The organism is Pseudoalteromonas sp. T1lg48, from assembly GCF_002964785.1.
In the GTDB taxonomy this organism is placed as follows: Bacteria; Pseudomonadota; Gammaproteobacteria; order Enterobacterales; family Alteromonadaceae; genus Pseudoalteromonas.
Genome location: NZ_PQCC01000018.1, coordinates 356,512 through 374,175 on the forward strand (window position 1 = coordinate 356,512; position 17,664 = coordinate 374,175).

At 49.2% G+C, this 17,664-nt stretch carries 15 protein-coding genes and 1 pseudogene; 2 read left to right on the forward strand and 14 right to left on the reverse strand.

What is annotated here, in order from left to right:
* Nucleotides 1-43 precede the first annotated feature (43 nt).
* The 7 genes and pseudogenes from C2M29_RS10920 to trhO form a co-directional block, all read right to left on the reverse strand.
* On the reverse strand, nt 44-748 hold the full coding sequence (locus C2M29_RS10920) for a 3'-5' exonuclease (protein WP_442792552.1): 705 nt from the start codon (nt 746-748) through the stop codon (nt 44-46).
* A complete protein-coding gene (locus C2M29_RS10925) occupies nt 748-2,643 on the reverse strand; it encodes a DUF294 nucleotidyltransferase-like domain-containing protein (RefSeq protein ID WP_105189804.1) in 1,896 nt (631 codons plus the stop codon). The genes C2M29_RS10920 and C2M29_RS10925 overlap by 1 nt, the downstream gene beginning before the upstream one ends.
* A gap of 90 nt (nt 2,644-2,733) precedes the next feature.
* Nucleotides 2,734-5,819, reverse strand: a pseudogene (locus tag C2M29_RS10930) (efflux RND transporter permease subunit).
* 3 nt (nt 5,820-5,822) lie between these two features.
* Nucleotides 5,823-6,791, reverse strand: coding sequence for an efflux RND transporter periplasmic adaptor subunit (locus C2M29_RS10935; RefSeq protein ID WP_105189805.1), 969 nt, complete (start codon nt 6,789-6,791; stop codon nt 5,823-5,825).
* A gap of 363 nt (nt 6,792-7,154) precedes the next feature.
* Nucleotides 7,155-7,376, reverse strand: a complete 222-nt coding sequence (locus C2M29_RS10940; protein WP_233998408.1) for a hypothetical protein — start codon at nt 7,374-7,376, stop codon at nt 7,155-7,157.
* Nucleotides 7,377-7,483: 107 nt separating this feature from the next.
* Nucleotides 7,484-8,635 (reverse strand): serine hydrolase domain-containing protein, encoded by a 1,152-nt coding sequence (locus tag C2M29_RS10945; RefSeq protein ID WP_105189807.1) that lies wholly within the window; start codon nt 8,633-8,635, stop codon nt 7,484-7,486.
* A 148-nt stretch (nt 8,636-8,783) separates the two neighbouring features.
* Nucleotides 8,784-9,770 carry an oxygen-dependent tRNA uridine(34) hydroxylase TrhO gene (trhO, locus tag C2M29_RS10950; RefSeq protein ID WP_105189808.1) on the reverse strand — a complete coding sequence of 329 codons (987 nt, stop codon included), beginning with the start codon at nt 9,768-9,770 and terminating at the stop codon, nt 8,784-8,786.
* Nucleotides 9,771-9,936: 166 nt separating this feature from the next.
* Here trhO and C2M29_RS10955 point away from each other — a divergent pair, with 166 nt between their 5' ends.
* Both C2M29_RS10955 and C2M29_RS10960 read left to right on the forward strand, forming a co-directional pair.
* Entirely contained in the window at nt 9,937-11,286 is a 1,350-nt protein-coding gene (locus C2M29_RS10955) for a DEAD/DEAH box helicase (RefSeq protein ID WP_105189809.1), read from the forward strand.
* A complete protein-coding gene (locus C2M29_RS10960) occupies nt 11,286-12,125 on the forward strand; it encodes a CvfB family protein (RefSeq protein ID WP_105189810.1) in 840 nt (279 codons plus the stop codon). Before C2M29_RS10955 ends, C2M29_RS10960 begins: the two co-directional genes overlap by 1 nt.
* A gap of 40 nt (nt 12,126-12,165) precedes the next feature.
* On the opposite strand, the gene C2M29_RS10965 is transcribed toward C2M29_RS10960, so the two are convergent.
* The 7 genes from C2M29_RS10965 to cmk all read right to left on the reverse strand — a co-directional run bounded on the left by C2M29_RS10965 (nt 12,166) and on the right by cmk (nt 17,562).
* The gene (locus tag C2M29_RS10965) at nt 12,166-12,555 is read right to left on the reverse strand and encodes a hypothetical protein (protein WP_105189811.1); all 390 of its coding nucleotides are present in this window, start codon (nt 12,553-12,555) and stop codon (nt 12,166-12,168) included.
* Between the two features lies 1 nt (nt 12,556).
* The gene (pyrF, locus tag C2M29_RS10970) at nt 12,557-13,264 is read right to left on the reverse strand and encodes an orotidine-5'-phosphate decarboxylase (protein WP_105189812.1); all 708 of its coding nucleotides are present in this window, start codon (nt 13,262-13,264) and stop codon (nt 12,557-12,559) included.
* Nucleotides 13,265-13,275: 11 nt separating this feature from the next.
* Nucleotides 13,276-14,412 (reverse strand): lipopolysaccharide assembly protein LapB, encoded by a 1,137-nt coding sequence (gene lapB / locus C2M29_RS10975; RefSeq protein WP_105189813.1) that lies wholly within the window; start codon nt 14,410-14,412, stop codon nt 13,276-13,278.
* Between the two features lie 2 nt (nt 14,413-14,414).
* Nucleotides 14,415-14,714: a lipopolysaccharide assembly protein LapA domain-containing protein gene (locus C2M29_RS10980; protein ID WP_105189814.1), complete on the reverse strand. Its 300-nt coding sequence runs from the start codon at nt 14,712-14,714 to the stop codon at nt 14,415-14,417.
* A 22-nt stretch (nt 14,715-14,736) separates the two neighbouring features.
* Nucleotides 14,737-15,024, reverse strand: coding sequence for an integration host factor subunit beta (gene ihfB / locus C2M29_RS10985; protein ID WP_105189815.1), 288 nt, complete (start codon nt 15,022-15,024; stop codon nt 14,737-14,739).
* A gap of 61 nt (nt 15,025-15,085) precedes the next feature.
* Nucleotides 15,086-16,753: a 30S ribosomal protein S1 gene (gene rpsA, locus C2M29_RS10990; protein WP_105189816.1), complete on the reverse strand. Its 1,668-nt coding sequence runs from the start codon at nt 16,751-16,753 to the stop codon at nt 15,086-15,088.
* A 95-nt stretch (nt 16,754-16,848) separates the two neighbouring features.
* Nucleotides 16,849-17,562 carry a (d)CMP kinase gene (gene cmk / locus C2M29_RS10995; RefSeq protein ID WP_105189817.1) on the reverse strand — a complete coding sequence of 238 codons (714 nt, stop codon included), beginning with the start codon at nt 17,560-17,562 and terminating at the stop codon, nt 16,849-16,851.
* Nucleotides 17,563-17,664: the final 102 nt, after the last annotated feature.

Genomic DNA, 17,664 nt, shown 5'->3' on the forward strand with positions numbered 1-17,664 from the left:
CCGCATCTGCGGCGTTTTTTTATTGCTTAAGATAGCGTGCTTATCACATCCACAACCGGTTAAGGGGCGTATCGGTACGATAGTGGTAACGCAGCTGTGCCTGTAGCAACTCTGCGGTGGCCAATGCATCCGTCATGGCGTTATGTACGCCATAAGGAGGCAGGTTGTAACGGGCTCGGCAGTCGGCCAAACGTAGGGAGCCTATTTTCTCACCTAGTAAACGACCAATAAAACCACGGCGCGCTAACAGTGCTTGGCGCTCAATGGCCATGGTATCAATCAGCGCAAACTCGATGCGTTCACTGATGCGCCGGAGCAGGCTATTGGCTAAAAACGGCCTCTCTATGGCATGATAGTGCACCACCACCACGCGCCGCTCTAATGCCGCTAATAAGGGCGGTAAAACGGTGATCAAATCCGGCGCATCTTCTACCTCTGAGTGGGTAATACCATGGATAACGATGGACTGCTCGGCCAGGTTGCGCTTGGGCTGGACCAGCCAATGACGCGCCTGACGACAATAAATACGCTGCCAGGTAAAAGGGACCAGGCCAATGCTGACAATTTCATCGCGCTCACTATCGAGCCCCGTGGTCTCAAAGTCCATGGCAACAAACTGGGTTTCGCCGAGCGTTTGTTCGCCCTTAACCATACCGGCCTGATAAAAGCGTTGTAACAGAGGATGTTGAGCCTCACGGGCCAATTGCTGGTAGCGTGCTGGCCAGTCTAGGGAGTTATTTTGCAGCACTAATTCAACCCATTACCGCTTTGATACCGGAATTTTAAAAAGCTTTGTGCTTTTTCTAATATAGCGAATGCTTCTTTTAAATTACGCTGCTCGAACGGCGATAACAGGCTGGGATCTAGGTTGTTATCCGGTTTTTCACCTTGCTCGATTTGCCAGGCCTGATGACGAATTCGGGTCATGGCAATGTACTCTAGGGCATCGCGAAGGTCCTGAGCCCTTCCCGGCGGCAATAACTTGGCATCTATGATGTCTTCTAAACGCTCGAATGAGTTTTGCTTGCGTGAGCCTACCGCCAAGGCGTGCACACGAATTACATCGGACAAGGGTGCCGTGCCGCGTCGTTTGAGGTTCATCGAATGCTTGTGTTCACCTGAGTGCTCCAAAACGAACCCCTTGAAGAAGCCAAGCGGAGGCGTACGGTTACGGGCATTGGCCGCTAGGTTTGCCAGGAAGCGACGGTTAGCCCGGCCTTCTTTGGCGATATAGGACTTAAGTTCATCCGCCCACTTGGTTTTACCCCAGACACCATCCAAATCGAAAAAGATCGAACTATGCAACAGCGCCTGTGGTTTGGGCTCGGCTATCCAGGAGGCGAATTGTTCGCGCCATTGACTACGGGTCAGGCGCCACTTTTTAAAAGAGGCCATGATCTCGCCATCACAATAGGTATAGCCACACGCCGCCAGGCCATCGCTGACAAAATCTGCCAAGGCCTGAAAATAGGCATCGTGTTTATGCTCATCAAATGCATCGTCGAGAATGATGGCATTATCCTGATCCGTAACGATTAGTTGCTCATCCCGCGCCATGGAGCCCAAGGCAATAAAACAATAAGGAACCGGAGGTGGCCCATATTTCTCCTCGGCCAGGGCCAGCAGACGCTGCTTAAAGGTGCGGCCGATCACCGCCATGGCCGTGCCTATCATATGTGAATTGGCGTCCTCGTTGACCATGCGCACAAAGACATTGGGCAATTGCTGGGCAAAATGGGTGAGGTCTTCCACCGTTTGTTGGGCAAGAATACCGCGAACCAGTAGCAAGCTGCTCTGTGATTCGTAGCGCAAGATATCGGACAAGGAGATCACACCTATGGGCTTGCGCTTATGCAAGATAGGCAAATGGTGTACATTGTCCCTGAGCATGGCCAGGACCGCTTCAAATACATAGGCATTGGCATCGAGTAAGGTCAAATTACTGGACATCACCTCATGCGCCGGGGTATCCAGGCTTTTGCCCAAGGCCACCACCTGAGAGCGAATATCGCGGTCGGTAATAATCCCCACCACCTGCCCATCATCTTCTTCTGGGTCGTCGCTAATAGGCTTGTTGGGATCGGTCACCAGCACACTGGAAATATGCTCACCGCTCATCAGCAAGGCCACCTCCTGAATGCTGCTATCCAAGGTCACGGTCACCACATCGCGATGTAGCAAAGCCTTAACCTTAGCCGTGGTTAAATCATTGCTGTCGGCTTGCTCGACGATAGCCTGGTGTAAGCGCACATTACCATCGGCCTCAAAGTAATCGGCAAAGACCTCGAACTTATCGCAGTACTCGGTAAACAGGTCTACATCTATGCAATACACCAGGGTGTCTTCCATGGCGGTCACAGGAAAGCGCACCTTACGATTCATCAGCAGGCCCATTTGCCCGAAAATGCCGCCGCTATCCATGCGATTGTAAAGCTCTCCGCTGCGACGATAGGATTCCACCGCACCGGAGCGGATCACATAAAGATCGGCAATATCATCACCGTAATGAAGAATATCCGTACCGGCACGAAAGTAAGCAACCTCCACTTCCTGGGCAAGGTGGGCCAAGGCGTCTTCGGGAAGTTCGTCGAAGGGCGAATGACTACTGAGGAACTGGGCTATTTCTAGCTGTTCAGCTTGCATGGTGCAACCTCAAAACTGGTGCTAATAGGCTGAAGCTTAATATAAATGACCTTAAAAAAAAATGTCCGCGGGAAATCGCGGACATTTTCTTCATGAGGCTTGTTCTAGCTCGGCGGCCAATTGTTTACTCTCATCGGCCCTGGGTTTGGTAAACCGAGCCAGTCCCAAATACACCACAGGAGTAAGGAATAAGGTAAAGAGCACGGCTAAGGCCAAGCCACCAAAGACCACCCAGCCAATGGCATTACGCGCCTCGGCACCGGCGCCGGAGGACAGGATCAATGGCAAGGCTCCAAGCAGGGTTGATACCAGGGTCATGGTAATAGGACGCAAGCGCACCAAGGCTGCCCGTTCCACCGCTTCACGCACCTGATATCCCTTATCTCGTAACTGGTCGGCAAATTCCACCAGCAAAATGGCATTTTTAGCGATTAAGCCTATCAGCATTACCAAACCAATTTGCGAGAAAATATTCAGGGATGTACCGGTCAAATACAAAGCCAGAATCGCCGAGCTAATACCGAAAGGTACTGTGATCATGACCACAACCGCACTATTAACGCTTTCGAATTGGGCTGCCAGCACCAAAAGTACGATCACGAAGGCCAGTACATAGGTCAGCATTACCTCGTTGGCAGTTTCCTCAAAGGTCAGCGCCTCGCCCTTGAATGCCAAGGTAACACTGCTTGGCAGGGTGTCTTCGCCTATGTCGCGAAGCTGGTTTACCAACTCAGCCATGGCCACATTCTCGGGCAACTGCATATCCACTTCTATCGCTCGGCGCTGAGCATGACGCTCTAATTCCGCGGCGACGCCCTCTTCGCTTATGGTGGCCACCGAGCTCAGTGGTACCAATTGTCCGTTGCTGCCACCCACATAAAGGTTAGCCAGATCACTGGGCGAGTTTATGGTGAGGTTTTGTGCCTGCAGCATAATGGGGATAGACTGGTCGCCCACATTTAAATCGGCCACATCATCACCATTGATCGCCGCCCGTAAAGTCACCGCGATATCGCTGAGCTCGACGCCTAGCTCCTGAGCACGACGACGGTCGATATTAACCCTTAATTGCGGCTGCGATGGTTGATAAGAAATACGCACCGGTGCTACACCTGGGATCGCTTGTTCAACGGCCTTGGCATAGTCTTGCGCAGCGCCGTAGATGGCCTTGTAATCCTGGCCTAATAACGCCAGCCAACACCGCCGCCCTGACCACGCAGATTAAGGCTGTTGGAGCCAAAAGCCCGAGCCGGGGCTCCCGGAATATCACCCAGAGGAGCACGTAATTTGGCAATGATCTCTTGCTGACTAAAGTGGCGCTCATCCCAATGCTTTAAGGGTACCGTGATAAAGGTGATATTTGGGTCCCACTGACCGACCACGGTATAAATCGACTCGATTTCACCGCTTTGCACATAAGGGAGCAATATGTCTTCCATTTGCTTGGCTTGGCGGTCCATAAAGTTCAGGCCAACGCCGTCAGGGCCACGGGCGAAAATACGGATTTTGCCCCTGTCCTCGCTGGGCAATAGTTCGTTTTCAAGCTGCTGATATAAGGCGGCAGAGCTGGCGGCGACAAGTAACGATATCACAAAGGTCATCCAGGCATGATCCAATACCTTGTGAATACACCACTGGTAAGCTTGCGCGAGGGCCTGACCGAATTTAGCAAAGGGGTGACGACCGCCGGACTTCAATTTTAACTTAGAAGTCAAGGCCGGCACTAACGACAAAGCGACAAAGCTGGAAATGATCACCGCGCCGGCGAGCACACCACCAAATTCCCGGAATAGACGTCCGGCGGTTGAAGGCAAAAAGGCGATGGGCACGAACACCGCAGCGAGTACCGCGGTGGTGGCAACCACGGCAAAGAAGACTTCACGGGTGCCGATAACGGCGGCGGCACGGCGTCCTAAGCCCATGCTGCGTTGACGCTGAATGTTCTCACTGACGACAATGGCATCATCAACGATTAAACCCGTGGCCAGAACCAGCGCCAACAGGGTAAGAATATTGATCGAGAAGCCAAGTGCCCAAATAAGCGCTAGCGAGCCAATCAAGGCCACTGGAATGGCAAAGGCAGGCACTAAGGTGGCGCGCCATGAGCCGATAAACACCCACAGAGTGAACACCACCAGCACTATGGTCAGCACCAGGGAGTTAAGCACTTCATCGACGGAACTGCGAATAAACTGGGCATCATCTGACGTGAGGGTAAATTCCATTTGCGGAAAACGCTCACGCATGCGCTCCAATAGCAGCAGCACTTCATCTGAGATTTCTATGGTATTAGACTGCGCCTGACGAATCACTTCCATGCCGATCACCGGCTTGCCGTCTAGGCGTACCATAGAACGCGGATCCGCCGGGCCAAAATACACCGCGGCGATATCGGCAATGCGGGTATCTCCACGAACGATAATGTCGCCCACCTGCTCGGCACTGATGGAGGTAGCATCGGCACGCACGATGAGTTGTTGGTCATCGGATTTTAAGCTGCCCGCCGGCACATCGAACGGAGCCTGGCGCAGCGCTGCGGCGACATCGGGCACGGTGAGGTTAAAACTGCTGAGTTTTAAAGGATTAATACGAACCCGCATCACCCGCTCACGGTCGCCATTAAGGCGCACATCGGCAACCCCTGGGATGGTCAAAAATTGCGGGGCCAGGTCGGTTTCAACCCGCTCGGTGAGAGCTTCAAGGGACAAGCTTTCGCTGCTTACGGTAAGTGATACCACGGCTTCGGCATCATTATCGGCCTTGATAATGGATACTCGCTCTACCTCTTCCGGTAGTTCCCGTTGCACCCTGGAGACGGACTCTCGGGTTTCGTTGGCGGCATCATCCAGGTTTACGCCGGGACGAAATTCAACAACGATACGGGCGCTGCCTTCTTCACTTTGCGCACGAATAGACTTTACACCGCTAACACGGGCCACCGCCCCTTCTAGCTTGCTGGTGACCTCGGTGTCCACGGTTTCCGGCGAGCCGCCGGGGAATGATGCCGAAACGGTAATACGGGGCCTGTCAACGTCCGGTAACTCTCGCACCTCAACGCCTGCAATCGCGGCGATGCCGGCTATGATGATCAAGAGGTTAAGCACCACGATCAGCACCGGGCGGCGTATAGCCATAGATGGCAAATCCTGAATCTGCGTATTGATTTGCTCACTCATGGCTTAGTTCCTTTCCGCCAGTTGGGTTTGCTCGAAACGCACGCTCTGATCTGGACGCAGCCGTTGGACCCCCTCCACAATCAGTAATTCACCTTCATCCAAGGCTCCACTCACCAGGAGGCGTCCAGATAATCGCTGAGCAATTTGGACATCAACACGGGTGGCGATATTATCGACACTTTTCCACACATAAGGGCCCGTCGCTCCCCACAGTAAGGCCGCCTCAGGCACCACCGCATAGGCGTCACCCTGCATACTTAACTGCACGCGAAAACTCATGCCTGGAATAAACTGGGCCTGCGGATTGGCAATTTGAGCCTTAACCCGCAAGGTGCGCGTATCTGCGTCGATGCGCGAGTCTAGCTGTGCTATTTTGGCCTTAATAGCCTGTTGTTGCTGCCATGGCTGGACACTGACCTCGGCGCCAGCTCTGAGCATGGTTAGTGCCGCCTCGGGTGCATTGAAATTAATATACAGTGAGCTGATGTCATCGATGCTGGCAATGGCGGTCTGAGCACTAATGCGATCACCCACTTCGACGTCGGTTAAGCCCATGACCCCGGCAAAAGGCGCCCTCACCTGACGGTCTTCAAGCTCGGCGGAGGCCTTTGTCAATGCTACCTTGGCGAGATCCCGCGCCGTTAATGCATCATCGCGATCGCTTTTTGGAATAGCTCCCTTAGCAAAACTATTTTGCAGGCGCTCCAAGGTTCGCTCAGCGTCGGCTAAACGGATTTTTGCCTCGTCAACGGCGGCTCTTTGCAAACGTGAGTCTAGCTCAAGCAAAAGCTCCCCTGCCTCCACCTGCTGTCCTGGGGTAAAATGAACCGCGGTGACCCTATCGCCCACCGCCGGGTATAACACCACCGAGTGAATCGCTTCGGCACTGCCTACCGCTTGAACCTGTTGTTGGGAGCGCTCCAAACTTACGCTTTCAACCACCACCTTGGTGGCTTTAGCGAACGCTGGCATAGTGATTACTAAACTACAAATAATTGCACTGAAAAGCTGTCGCAACTTGAACCTTCCTTCTCGTTATAAATACGCGTGTCGGCTATAAGGGGTAACTATACTGTTGCATCAGTGTAACAGCCGTTTAGCACTGAGCTCACCCTGACCTCGGTCAACGCCCGTTCTGCCGCGACTAATTACATTAACACATTAAAATACGTACCAATTGCTAGCATTAGATCACAAATCACCGGCCTTGAAAGCTGGTTTTACATAACTTTACTTTCGCTGAACAATGCTCTGGCATTGAGAAGGAAAGAGTATTTTCGCCCGCGATGGCGAAAAGAGAATTAAAAAAGGGGCACAGCCCCTTATCTCGAACAGTTACATTTTCTTGGTCAATAACACGCCATCGACCACCATTTGCCATTGGCCGTTCACTTGATGGGGTGCCTGGGTAACCTCGAAGCGGGTATTAAAAAAGCCCAGACCGACAACAAAGTCATCGCCTTCAAACTCTTGCAAAGGCGCGTTGATGGAGGTTGTGCCACCATTTTTAAGCCGTTTATAATCGACCGTGCCATCGGCGAGTATCAGTAACCTCATCTCAGGACTTTCCCATACACCTACATAAGCTTGCCTATCCGAAGGTAATGGCTTGCTGCATCCAAATAGCAGCACGGCTAAAAAAGCAATCACGAGTCCTTTTTTCACTATTTATCTTCCTTTTTGTTTAGTATTTCGTTAAATACCTTGTCCCTAATTTCTTTATAAGCACTAAAGACATTGTCGTTAGAGACATCATTGCACATCAATGCAAATGACAATTTTAATTGCGGATATCGTGCAAAATAGGTGGTAGTTCCAAGCCACCCCCCAGAGTGAGCAAACTCCCTGTACCCTTTAAATTCACTGATAAACTGACCATTGGCATAGCTCGATGCAGCTGAGGGACCAATATTGGAGTTAGGCGTGTTCATCATGGCTATCAACTGTTCTGGATCCTGACCCAAGCTTGGCGTAGTAAATTGATTATTCCAGATTAATAAATCGTCCAGAGTGGTATGCAGGCCACCATCCCCGACCCAGAATAGGTTGGTCATGTCGGTTACATACGTACCGTCTTGCGCTTGTTTGTAACCCGAAGCTCGGTTTTTTACCACCTCGACGGGGTTATCACTAAAAAAAGTGTGTTTCATTCCCAAAGGGATAAACATCTGCTCTGAAGAAAACTGACGCAGTGATTTGCCAGAAACCTTTTCGACGAGCATAGAAAGAAGAAAATAAGCCAGGTTCGAATATTTGAATTCCTTGCCGGGTTCCTGCGCTAACGGTACGGTTTTTACAACATTATAGAATTCATCAATGGTTAGATAATCTTCATTACCGAGACGAAATTGCCCTCCGGCCGCGGATCTTAACTCTATTGCCTTATCACTTATCTCCCCTTCATAGGAAGGCGCAATAAGGTCATAATCTCCCATTCCCGCGGTGTGCCCTAACATTTGGCGAATACTGACCTTGTTTTGATACTCCCTTAGCGCTGGCAGATAAGTTCGAATGCCTTGATCTAAGTCGATCTTTCCTTGCTGTACCAAGAGCAACACAGCCATAGCAGTAAACTGTTTAGAAACCGATGCCATTCGGTGAACCTGGTTTCCATCCAAAGGAACTTCCAACTCGAGATTAGCCAATCCATATCCGCGTTTGTGAATAAATTGGCCCTGATGGCTTATTCCTAAATTACATCCTGGTGCGTGCTTGTCGATAGCAGCGTCCATGATGCTATCAATCTCTGTGCTAAGCGACGCGCTGGCAGTGTTTAAATTCAATGAAAGTAATATGGCAAGTGGCGTGCGTTTCATTTCGTCCCTCTACCGATAATGCGGTTTACGCTATGCAAACAGAAGCTGCTAACCTTCTGTTAATACGAATCCTTTTCGTAGACTCTAAGCCTTAGCCATAAAAAAAGGAAGCGATAGTCGCTTCCTTTTTTAAGTATATAAAATTAAATTATTTATTCGCTGCGCGTTGCTGCTCTTTAAGTTGCTGCTTAAGCTCTTTACGCTTTTGCAGCATTTCCTGCGCTGCGTGACCGATGTGGCCTTCACCGCGCTCTTTAGCCAGCTCAATCTGCTTTTGACGCTCGGCAAAACGCGCACGCTGCTCATCGGTCAGGCTGCCGTGACAATGATGACAAGAAACGCCCTGCATATACTCCGGCTTTTCTTTATCTTCTTCGGTAATTGGCATACGGCAGGCATGACATTGATCGTACTGACCCTTGTTCAAGTCATGATCAACGGCAACACGGTTGTCGAATACAAAACACTCACCCTGCCACATGGTTTCTTCTTTCGGCACTTCTTCTAAATACTTTAGGATTCCGCCTTCAAGGTGGTATACCTCTTCAAAACCCTGCTCTTTCATGTAGGCGGTAGACTTTTCACAGCGGATACCACCGGTGCAGAACATGGCCACTTTTTTGTGTTTTTTAGGGTCAAGGTTTTGCTCGGCCCAGGCAGGAAATTCACGGAAGGTCTTGGTTTTTGGATCAACCGCGTTTTCAAAAGTACCGATTTCAATTTCATAATCGTTACGGGTATCAACCAGCACCACATCTGGGTCGCTGATCAGGGCGTTCCAGTCTTTAGGCTTGACATAGGTGCCCACCACTTCACGTGGGTCGATACCTTCAACGCCCATGGTGACGATTTCCTTTTTAAGCTTAACCTTGGTGCGATAGAACGGACATTCATCATCGAATGATTCTTTAGACACGATATTATCAAGGTTTGGTTGCTTATCTAACCAGGCTAACAAGGCATCGATGCCTTCGCGTTTTGCCGCGACCGTGCCGTTAATACCTTCATTGGCAAGCAACAATGTACCACGTACATCATTAGCCAGCATGACATCTAAAAGCGGTTGACGAATTTGTTCAAAATTTGGAAGCGCTACAAACTTGTAAAGCGCACACACGACGTACTGTTGTGACATTAAGACACCTTTTCTCTGCTTTAAACTATACCGAATCGCAAATCCGGCGCATTTGGGACGGGTATTTTACTCATAATGGTTCAAAACGCAAAATTAGCTGCCAGCCAAGGGATGCAATACGTTATAATAGCGCTGTATTAACTGTATTTATTGTTGGAGAGTAAATTTGCAATTCAGTGATTTGGGTATCGATACGCGCCTGTGCACACAAATAATGCATCAGGGCATTACCACCCCTACCGATATTCAAGCCCAGGCCATCCCTTTGGCATTAGCAGGGCACGATTTATTTGCGCAATCAAAAACCGGCTCGGGGAAGACGCTGGCGTTTTTATTGCCTGCGGTACAAAGGGTAATGAAGCAAAAAGCGTTATCGAAGCGCGATCCGCGAGTGTTAATCGTAACACCAACCCGCGAACTTGCGACCCAAGTCTATTCCCAATTGCGTTTGCTTATAGCTGGCACCGCCCTAAGCGCGGTGAAGGTACTCGGCGGCGAGAACTACAACGACCAGGTGAAAGCCCTGCGCAAAGACCCCCATTTCGTTGTGGGTACTCCAGGGCGTATCGCCGACCACCTCGAAGACCGCTCTCTGCACTTATCCGGCCTCGAAATGCTCATTTTTGATGAAGCAGACCGTATACTCGATTTAGGCTTTAGTGATCAGGTCGAGCTTATCAATAAAAGCGCCGACCACCGCCTGCGCCAGAGTCTGTTGTTTTCGGCTACCTTGGAGCACGCTCAAGTAGGTGCCCTATCACGCAATTTATTGAAGAACCCTAAGGGAGTGAGCATCAGTGCCGCCACCGACGAGCATGGTGATATCGCTCAACGTCTCTACTTAGCCGATCACTTAGACCATAAAGAAGCACTACTTGACCACCTCCTCGCTAACGAAGAAGGCTTAGGTCAGTGCATTATATTTACCGCCACCCGCGAAGACACGCAACGCTTGTGTGATAAAATCAGCAAGCAGGGTTTTAAGGCTGTAGCGCTTGAGGGTACCCTGGCACAAAATAAGCGCCTGGATATCATGGATAGCTTCAGTCGTGGTCTCTATCAGGTTCTTATCACCACGGATGTGGCCTCTCGGGGTCTTGACCTGTTAAATGTGACCCATGTCATTAACTTCGATTTGCCAAAAAATGCGGAGGAATATATTCACCGTATCGGTCGGACTGGTCGTGCTGGATTTAAAGGCTTCGCTATCTCCTTAGTGGGTCCAAAAGATTGGCAAAGCTATTTGGCAATTAATCAATTTATGCGCCGTCCTCTGCCTTTTAGCGAAATCGACGGTTTGGTTGGTAAATTCAAAGGCTTTACTCAGCCCAAACCTACGGCCAACAAACCTAAAAAAGCAGATAAAGCCGTCTCTCAGGGTGGCAAGCCTGCGAGAGCGAAGCCGCGTAAAGCCGGTATAGGAAAACCGAGAAAGCCTGTCGCGGCTCCCTTTGATCCCAATGCCATGGGTTCACTAAAACGCAAGCCAAAACCGATGCAGGATGAGGAAGAATAATGAGTAGCTTAGGACAATGGCAAACACTGTTTGTTGATGAAGTGGCCGGTGAAGGCCTGTATTTACATAGCCCAGACCTTGGTGAAGTATTCCTACCCGCCGAGCAGGCTCCGGATGAAGTGGAACGCGGTGACAGCCTTAGCGTTTTCGTCTACCTAGACAACATGGGTCACCCAACGGCGACCCGCACTAAACCAAGAGCCCAGGTTGGTGACTTTGCCCTGTTACAAGTTAAGCAGGTGAATAAAGTCGGCGCCTTTATGGACTGGGGTCTGGAAAAAGATCTACTGGTGCCCTTTAATGAGCAAAAGCCGCGCATGCAACCCGAGCGCAGCTACCTGGTAAAGCTTTACCTGGATAACGCCTCAAAGCGTATTTGTGCATCAAGTAACCTCAATAAGTTTGTCGGCCGTACTCAGCCGGATTACAAAACCGGCGATGTGGTCGATATTATCGTCGCTACGAAAACCGACCTTGGCTTTAAGGTGATTGTTGATGAACTGCACTGGGGCCTTATTTTCCACAACCGTGTACACCGCAGTCTGTTTGTTGGTCAACGCCTGAAAGCCTATGTGCAGCAGTGCCGCGAAGACGGCAAAATTGATATCGTGCTGGAAGCTCCGGGGATGGCGAAAATAGATCCGCTAAAACAACAGATCCTCGATGAACTCAATGCCAAAGGTGGCATGTTACCTTTCGGTGATAAGTCGGCCCCGGAGGCAATCAAACGTCAGTTTGGCACCTCGAAGGCAAACTTTAAAAAGGCCATCGGTGGCCTATTTAAAGAAGGGATCATCGATATTGAAGCCTCTCAAATAAAACTAAAAACGCGACCATAAGGTCGCGTTTTTTATACCAGTTACATTAATAAAATGATTGTTATCTAATTGGCTGGTAGGTTAGGTCTTCGTATGGCAAGGCACAGCGTACATAACGCTTAGCATAGTCGACGACCTCATCGCTATCGGTAATGGTAAGCGGTGCCAAACGAAAAACAGCTTCATCACATTGCATATGTTTACTGTCATGGAGATCTTCACAATCGCCAACCGAACGATCGCTTTCCAACAACATGGTAGAGTTGTTGTCACAAATGGCATAAACATGTTTTGTTAGTGCCGCTTTTAGTTCAAAGAGGTCAACCTCACCCTGTCGCTTGGACTCGGCGATGACTAAGGCCAGCGCCTCTGCGTTACTTTGCGCCCGAGTGCGCTCAAGGTAGTAATACCCCGCCGCAGCGAGTGCGACTATCAGCACTAAATATTTCACCTTAGTCTCCTAAACTCTCATTAATAGCCTTGAGCACCGCAACCGGATCTTCGGCTTGGGTAATGGGACGCCCAATAACCAGGTAGTCGCTGCCGCTTTCGATCGCCTGCTTGGGCGTCATAATGCGTTTTTGGTCGCCAGCATCGCTGCCCGCCGGTCGAATGCCCGGAGTGACTAGTTTAAAATCGGCGCCCAGTTGTTGTTTTAGTTCGTGCGCTTCTTGTGCCGAACACACTACACCGTCAAGGCCAGCCTGTTTGGTTAATTGCGCTAAATACAATACTTGTTCTTGCGGGGTCTTTTCAATACCTAATTGTTTTAACTGCATTTCGTCCATACTGGTCAGCACGGTAACGGCGATTAACAAAGGTGCTTTGTCACCATATGGAAGCAAGATTTCCTTGGCCTTTTGCATCATTTCCACCCCGCCGCTAGCATGGACATTCACCATCCAAACGCCTAGGTCTGCCGCCGCCTTGACTGCTTTAGCAACCGTGTTAGGAATATCGTGAAACTTCAAATCCAGGAATACATCAAAGCCCAACTCAACCAATTGCTTGACAAAATCCGGACCAAAATGAGTAAACATTTCTTTGCCTACTTTAAGACGGCAGCTATCCGGTGAAAGTTGTTGTACAAATGCCAATGCCTTGGCTTTATCATCGTAGTCTAAAGCGATAAGTACTTTTTTAGAGTCAACAGCGTTCATGTTTTTCCTGTTTAAAAACCATCAAGCCCGCGGCTTGGTTGCATAGATTCCCAATGGCGACAAGACGGACACAACCAATAATGACTGTGGCTTTGAAAGCCGCAATGCTGACATTGAAAATCTGCTTTGGTATCTATGTATGATTGAATAAGTTTATCTATGGGGTTCAGCGCTTCATCTAGTTGCGCATTTTGCCCGGCAAGTAATTGTAGCAAAAAACGAAAGCCACGAATATTAGGTTGTTTCTTTAAACTCTTAGTAATGAATTCAACCGCCTGCTTACGCTGCCCTGCCTTAACCAGATGCTGGCAATAGTGGATTTTTAGCCCTATGCCGCCTTTGTCGACCAACTCGGCCAACAAGTGTTCGAACTGATGTTCGAGATGCAGATGGGCATAGCTGATGCTTAAACGTTCCAGCACGAGCGGTGAGCAATAAGTAAATTGGCAGATCAAATCACGCCAGTAGTGAATGGCCTGTACATAATCCTCCCGCTGATAGGCCAGTTGCCCAAGCTCATAGAGAGGTCGCACGCTTGGCTCACCAACCCCTAACGCCTGAGACATAAGCTCAGGTGCATTGTCAGCTGCGCCCGCTTCACAATAAAAATTAGCAATAGCAATTCTTTGCTGGCGCTGGGTGAATAAATGGGCGTAACGCTGATGTAGCGCTATGCCCTTGTGCCATTCACGGGTTTGCGAATACAGGGTGATCAGTGGCTCTAAAGCCTGCGGACGTTTTTGCTTAATTAAAATAAGCAGGTGTTCTTCGGCACTGTCTAGTAACCCGGTGAGAATATAGTCCTGGGCTAATTCCAAACGGCAGGTAGTAAGCTGGTCATCGTTAAGATTGGGGTGCTCGAGTAATAATTCATGAATTTTAATGGCGCGGTCAAGCTCGCCGCGACGGCGAAACAAGGTCGCCAAAGTCAGATAATGTTCTACCGAGTCAGCAGATACTTCGAGAATTTGAATCAGGTGCTCTAGACCCTGATCGTCTTCCCTATCGAGAAGAAATTTCAGGCCTTTACTGTATTCTGCGGTGATTTTGCGGCTTTGCTGGTGAGCTTGATTCTTGGCACTGTTTTTACCCATGATCCAGCCGTAACCGGCGGCAACGGGCAAGAGTAAAAACAACAGCTCCAGCATATCTAGTTATCTTTTAGAGGCGCCAGAGCGGTACTTTGTGCTTGCTCTTGGGCGTTACGGGAAAGTTGCTCGTTGCGTTTTTGCAACCGATAATTTTGCCACTTTAACTTTGAAAATAGACGGAAGCTGACAAAGCAGCCGAATATTAATCCAACAATAAAGCAAAAGCTCATTAGCGCGGCTAAAGGCAGGGTGGCGCTGGCTATAAGGTAATTAACCTGGACTAGCTGTGGATTTTGCGAGCCTAATACGAAGGCGATAAAAACACACAGTACAAACAGAATGAACTTTACAACCTTCACTCAGCGGTTACTCCATCCGTGATTATTGAATGCTGGCGTTAACGCGATCGCGTAATTCCTTGCCAGGTTTAAAGTGCGGTACGTACTTTCCGTCTAGTTCAACGGTTTCCCCTGTTTTAGGGTTACGACCAGTGCGCGGAGCGCGGAAGTGAAGAGAGAAACTACCAAAGCCACGAATCTCGATGCGTTCAGCTTCAGACAATGAACCGGCCATCTGTTCTAGAATTTCTTTAACGGCATTCTCGACATCGCGGGCTTGGATATGAGAGTGGCTTTGTGCAAGTTGTTCTATTAATTCTGACTTGGTCATAATGTTTCCTTAAGGGCTTACAAAGGAAGGGCTTGCGCCCTTCCTAAGACTAGACTAACTCTTAGTCTTTCTGTGCATTTTTAAATGCAGCAGCCATTGCATTTTCGAACTGAGGCTCGTCCGCCTTCAATTTTTCTAATGCTTCTTTTTCTTCAGCTTCGAAGATCGCTTTAACAGACAGGCTGATAGCGCGGTTCTTACGATCTACGCCAACAAACTTGGCTTCGATCTCGTCGCCTTCAGAAACAACGGCAGTTGCATCTTCAACACGTTCTTGAGCGATGTCAGCTACACGGATGTAACCTTCAACGCCTTCAGCAAGCTCTACAGTTGCGCCTTTCGCGTCAACAGCAGTCACTTTACCTTTAACAATAGCACCTTTTTTGTTTGCGTCTAGGTAGTTATTGAAAGGATCAGCTTCGATTTGCTTCACGCCTAGAGAGATACGCTCACGCTCTGGGTCAACCTGAAGTACGATAGCAGTGATTTCGTCGCCTTTCTTGTACTCACGTACAGCTTCTTCGCCTGGAGTGTTCCAAGAGATGTCTGAAAGGTGTACAAGACCGTCGATGCCACCGTCAAGGCCGATGAAGATACCGAAGTCAGTGATTGACTTGATCTTACCAGTAACTTGGTCGCCTTTGTTTTGTAGACGAGCAAATTCTTGCCAAGGGTTAGCTTTACATTGCTTAAGACCTAGAGAAATACGACGACGCTCTTCGTCGATTTCTAGAACCATTACTTCTACGTTGTCACCTAGTGAAACAACTTTAGATGGGTGGATGTTTTTGTTAGTCCAATCCATCTCAGAAACGTGTACTAGACCTTCTACGCCTTCTTCGATTTCAACGAAACAGCCGTAGTCAGTTAGGTTAGTTACACGACCAGATAGCTTAGCGCCTTCTGGGTAACGGTTAGCAATTTCTTGCCATGGATCTTCGCCAAGCTGCTTAAGACCTAGAGAAACACGTGTCTTCTCTTTGTCGAACTTAAGAACTTTAACGTTGATTTCGTCGCCAACATTCACGATTTCTGAAGGGTGCTTAACACGCTTCCACGCCATGTCAGTGATGTGTAGTAGACCGTCAACACCACCTAGGTCAACGAACGCACCGTAGTCTGTAAGGTTCTTAACGATACCTTTAACTTCTTGACCTTCAACAAGGTTCTGAAGAAGTTCTTCACGCTCTTGTGAGTTCTCTGATTCGATAACTGCACGGCGAGAAACAACAACGTTGTTACGCTTCTGGTCAAGCTTGATTACTTTGAACTCAAGCTCTTTGCCTTCAAGGTGAGTTGTGTCACGTACTGGACGAACGTCAACAAGTGAACCAGGTAGGAAGGCACGGATAGAATCAACTTCAACAGTGAAACCACCTTTAACCTTACCGTTGATAACACCAGTAACAGTTTCGTTTTCTTCACATGCTTTCTCAAGACGGATCCACGCTTCGTGACGCTTCGCTTTCTCACGAGAAAGGATAGTTTCACCGAAACCGTCTTCGATTGCATCTAGAGCAACATCTACTTCGTCACCAACAGCAACTTCTAGTTCACCAGCAGTATTTTTGAACTGCTCTGCAGGGATAGCACTTTCTGACTTAAGGCCAGCGTCAACAAGAACAATGTTGTTCTCGATTGAGATTACAGTACCTTTAACGATTGAGCCCTGTTGAGCTTCAAAACCCTGTAGGCTTTCTTCAAATAACTGCGCAAAATTTTCTGACATACTTAATACGTCTCTATAAGTTAAATTCTCCACGTCGCGTCACTGCTCAGCGGGGTTATTAATTAAGCACGGGCGTCCTGCTCATGCGTAGGGAATTATTTACTGCTTAGGTTTGCCAATTTACCGTTCATCACGGCATCGTCGAGAATAGACATGACTTTGGCAAATACTTGCTCGGCATTGAGCTCGGTGGTATCTAAGCTGACCGCGTCCTCAGCAGGAACCAACGGCGCTACAGCACGATTCATATCGCGCTCGTCACGAGCTTGAATGTCTACAAGTAGACCACTTAGTGTAACATCCAGACCCTTGGCCTTCAACTCTTTAAAGCGTCGTTCGGCGCGCTCTTCTGCGCTGGCGGTCAGGAAAATTTTCACGTTGGCATCGGGGAACACCACTGTACCCATATCACGACCATCGGCAATCAGCCCGGCATCACCGCGAAAGGCGCGTTGGCGACGCAATAACGCCTCACGTACGCGTGGTAGCGCCGCTACTTTTGATGCCGCAGCGCCCACTTCTTCATTACGAATACCGTGGGTCACTTCCTCGCCCTCGAGGATAATCTTACTGCTTTCACTTTCAGCATCGAAGCTAAATTGCACATCTAAATTTGCTGCAAGCGGGACTAAGGCTTCTTCATTGTCGAGTGCGATCTGGTGATGAAGCGCCGCAAGCGCTAAAACACGATATATCGCGCCACTGTCGAGCACGTCCCAGCCCAACTTTTGCGCGAGTAAACGACACACTGTACCTTTGCCCGAACCACTGGGTCCGTCAATGGTGATCACCGGCATAGATGCCTGCATTTAAACCTCCTGCATGCACAGCAAACATTTTAAAACCGACGTATTATACGTGAACTTTTTTGTAAATTCGCGTTAATAGGTCAGATTTTTACGATTGTTTTG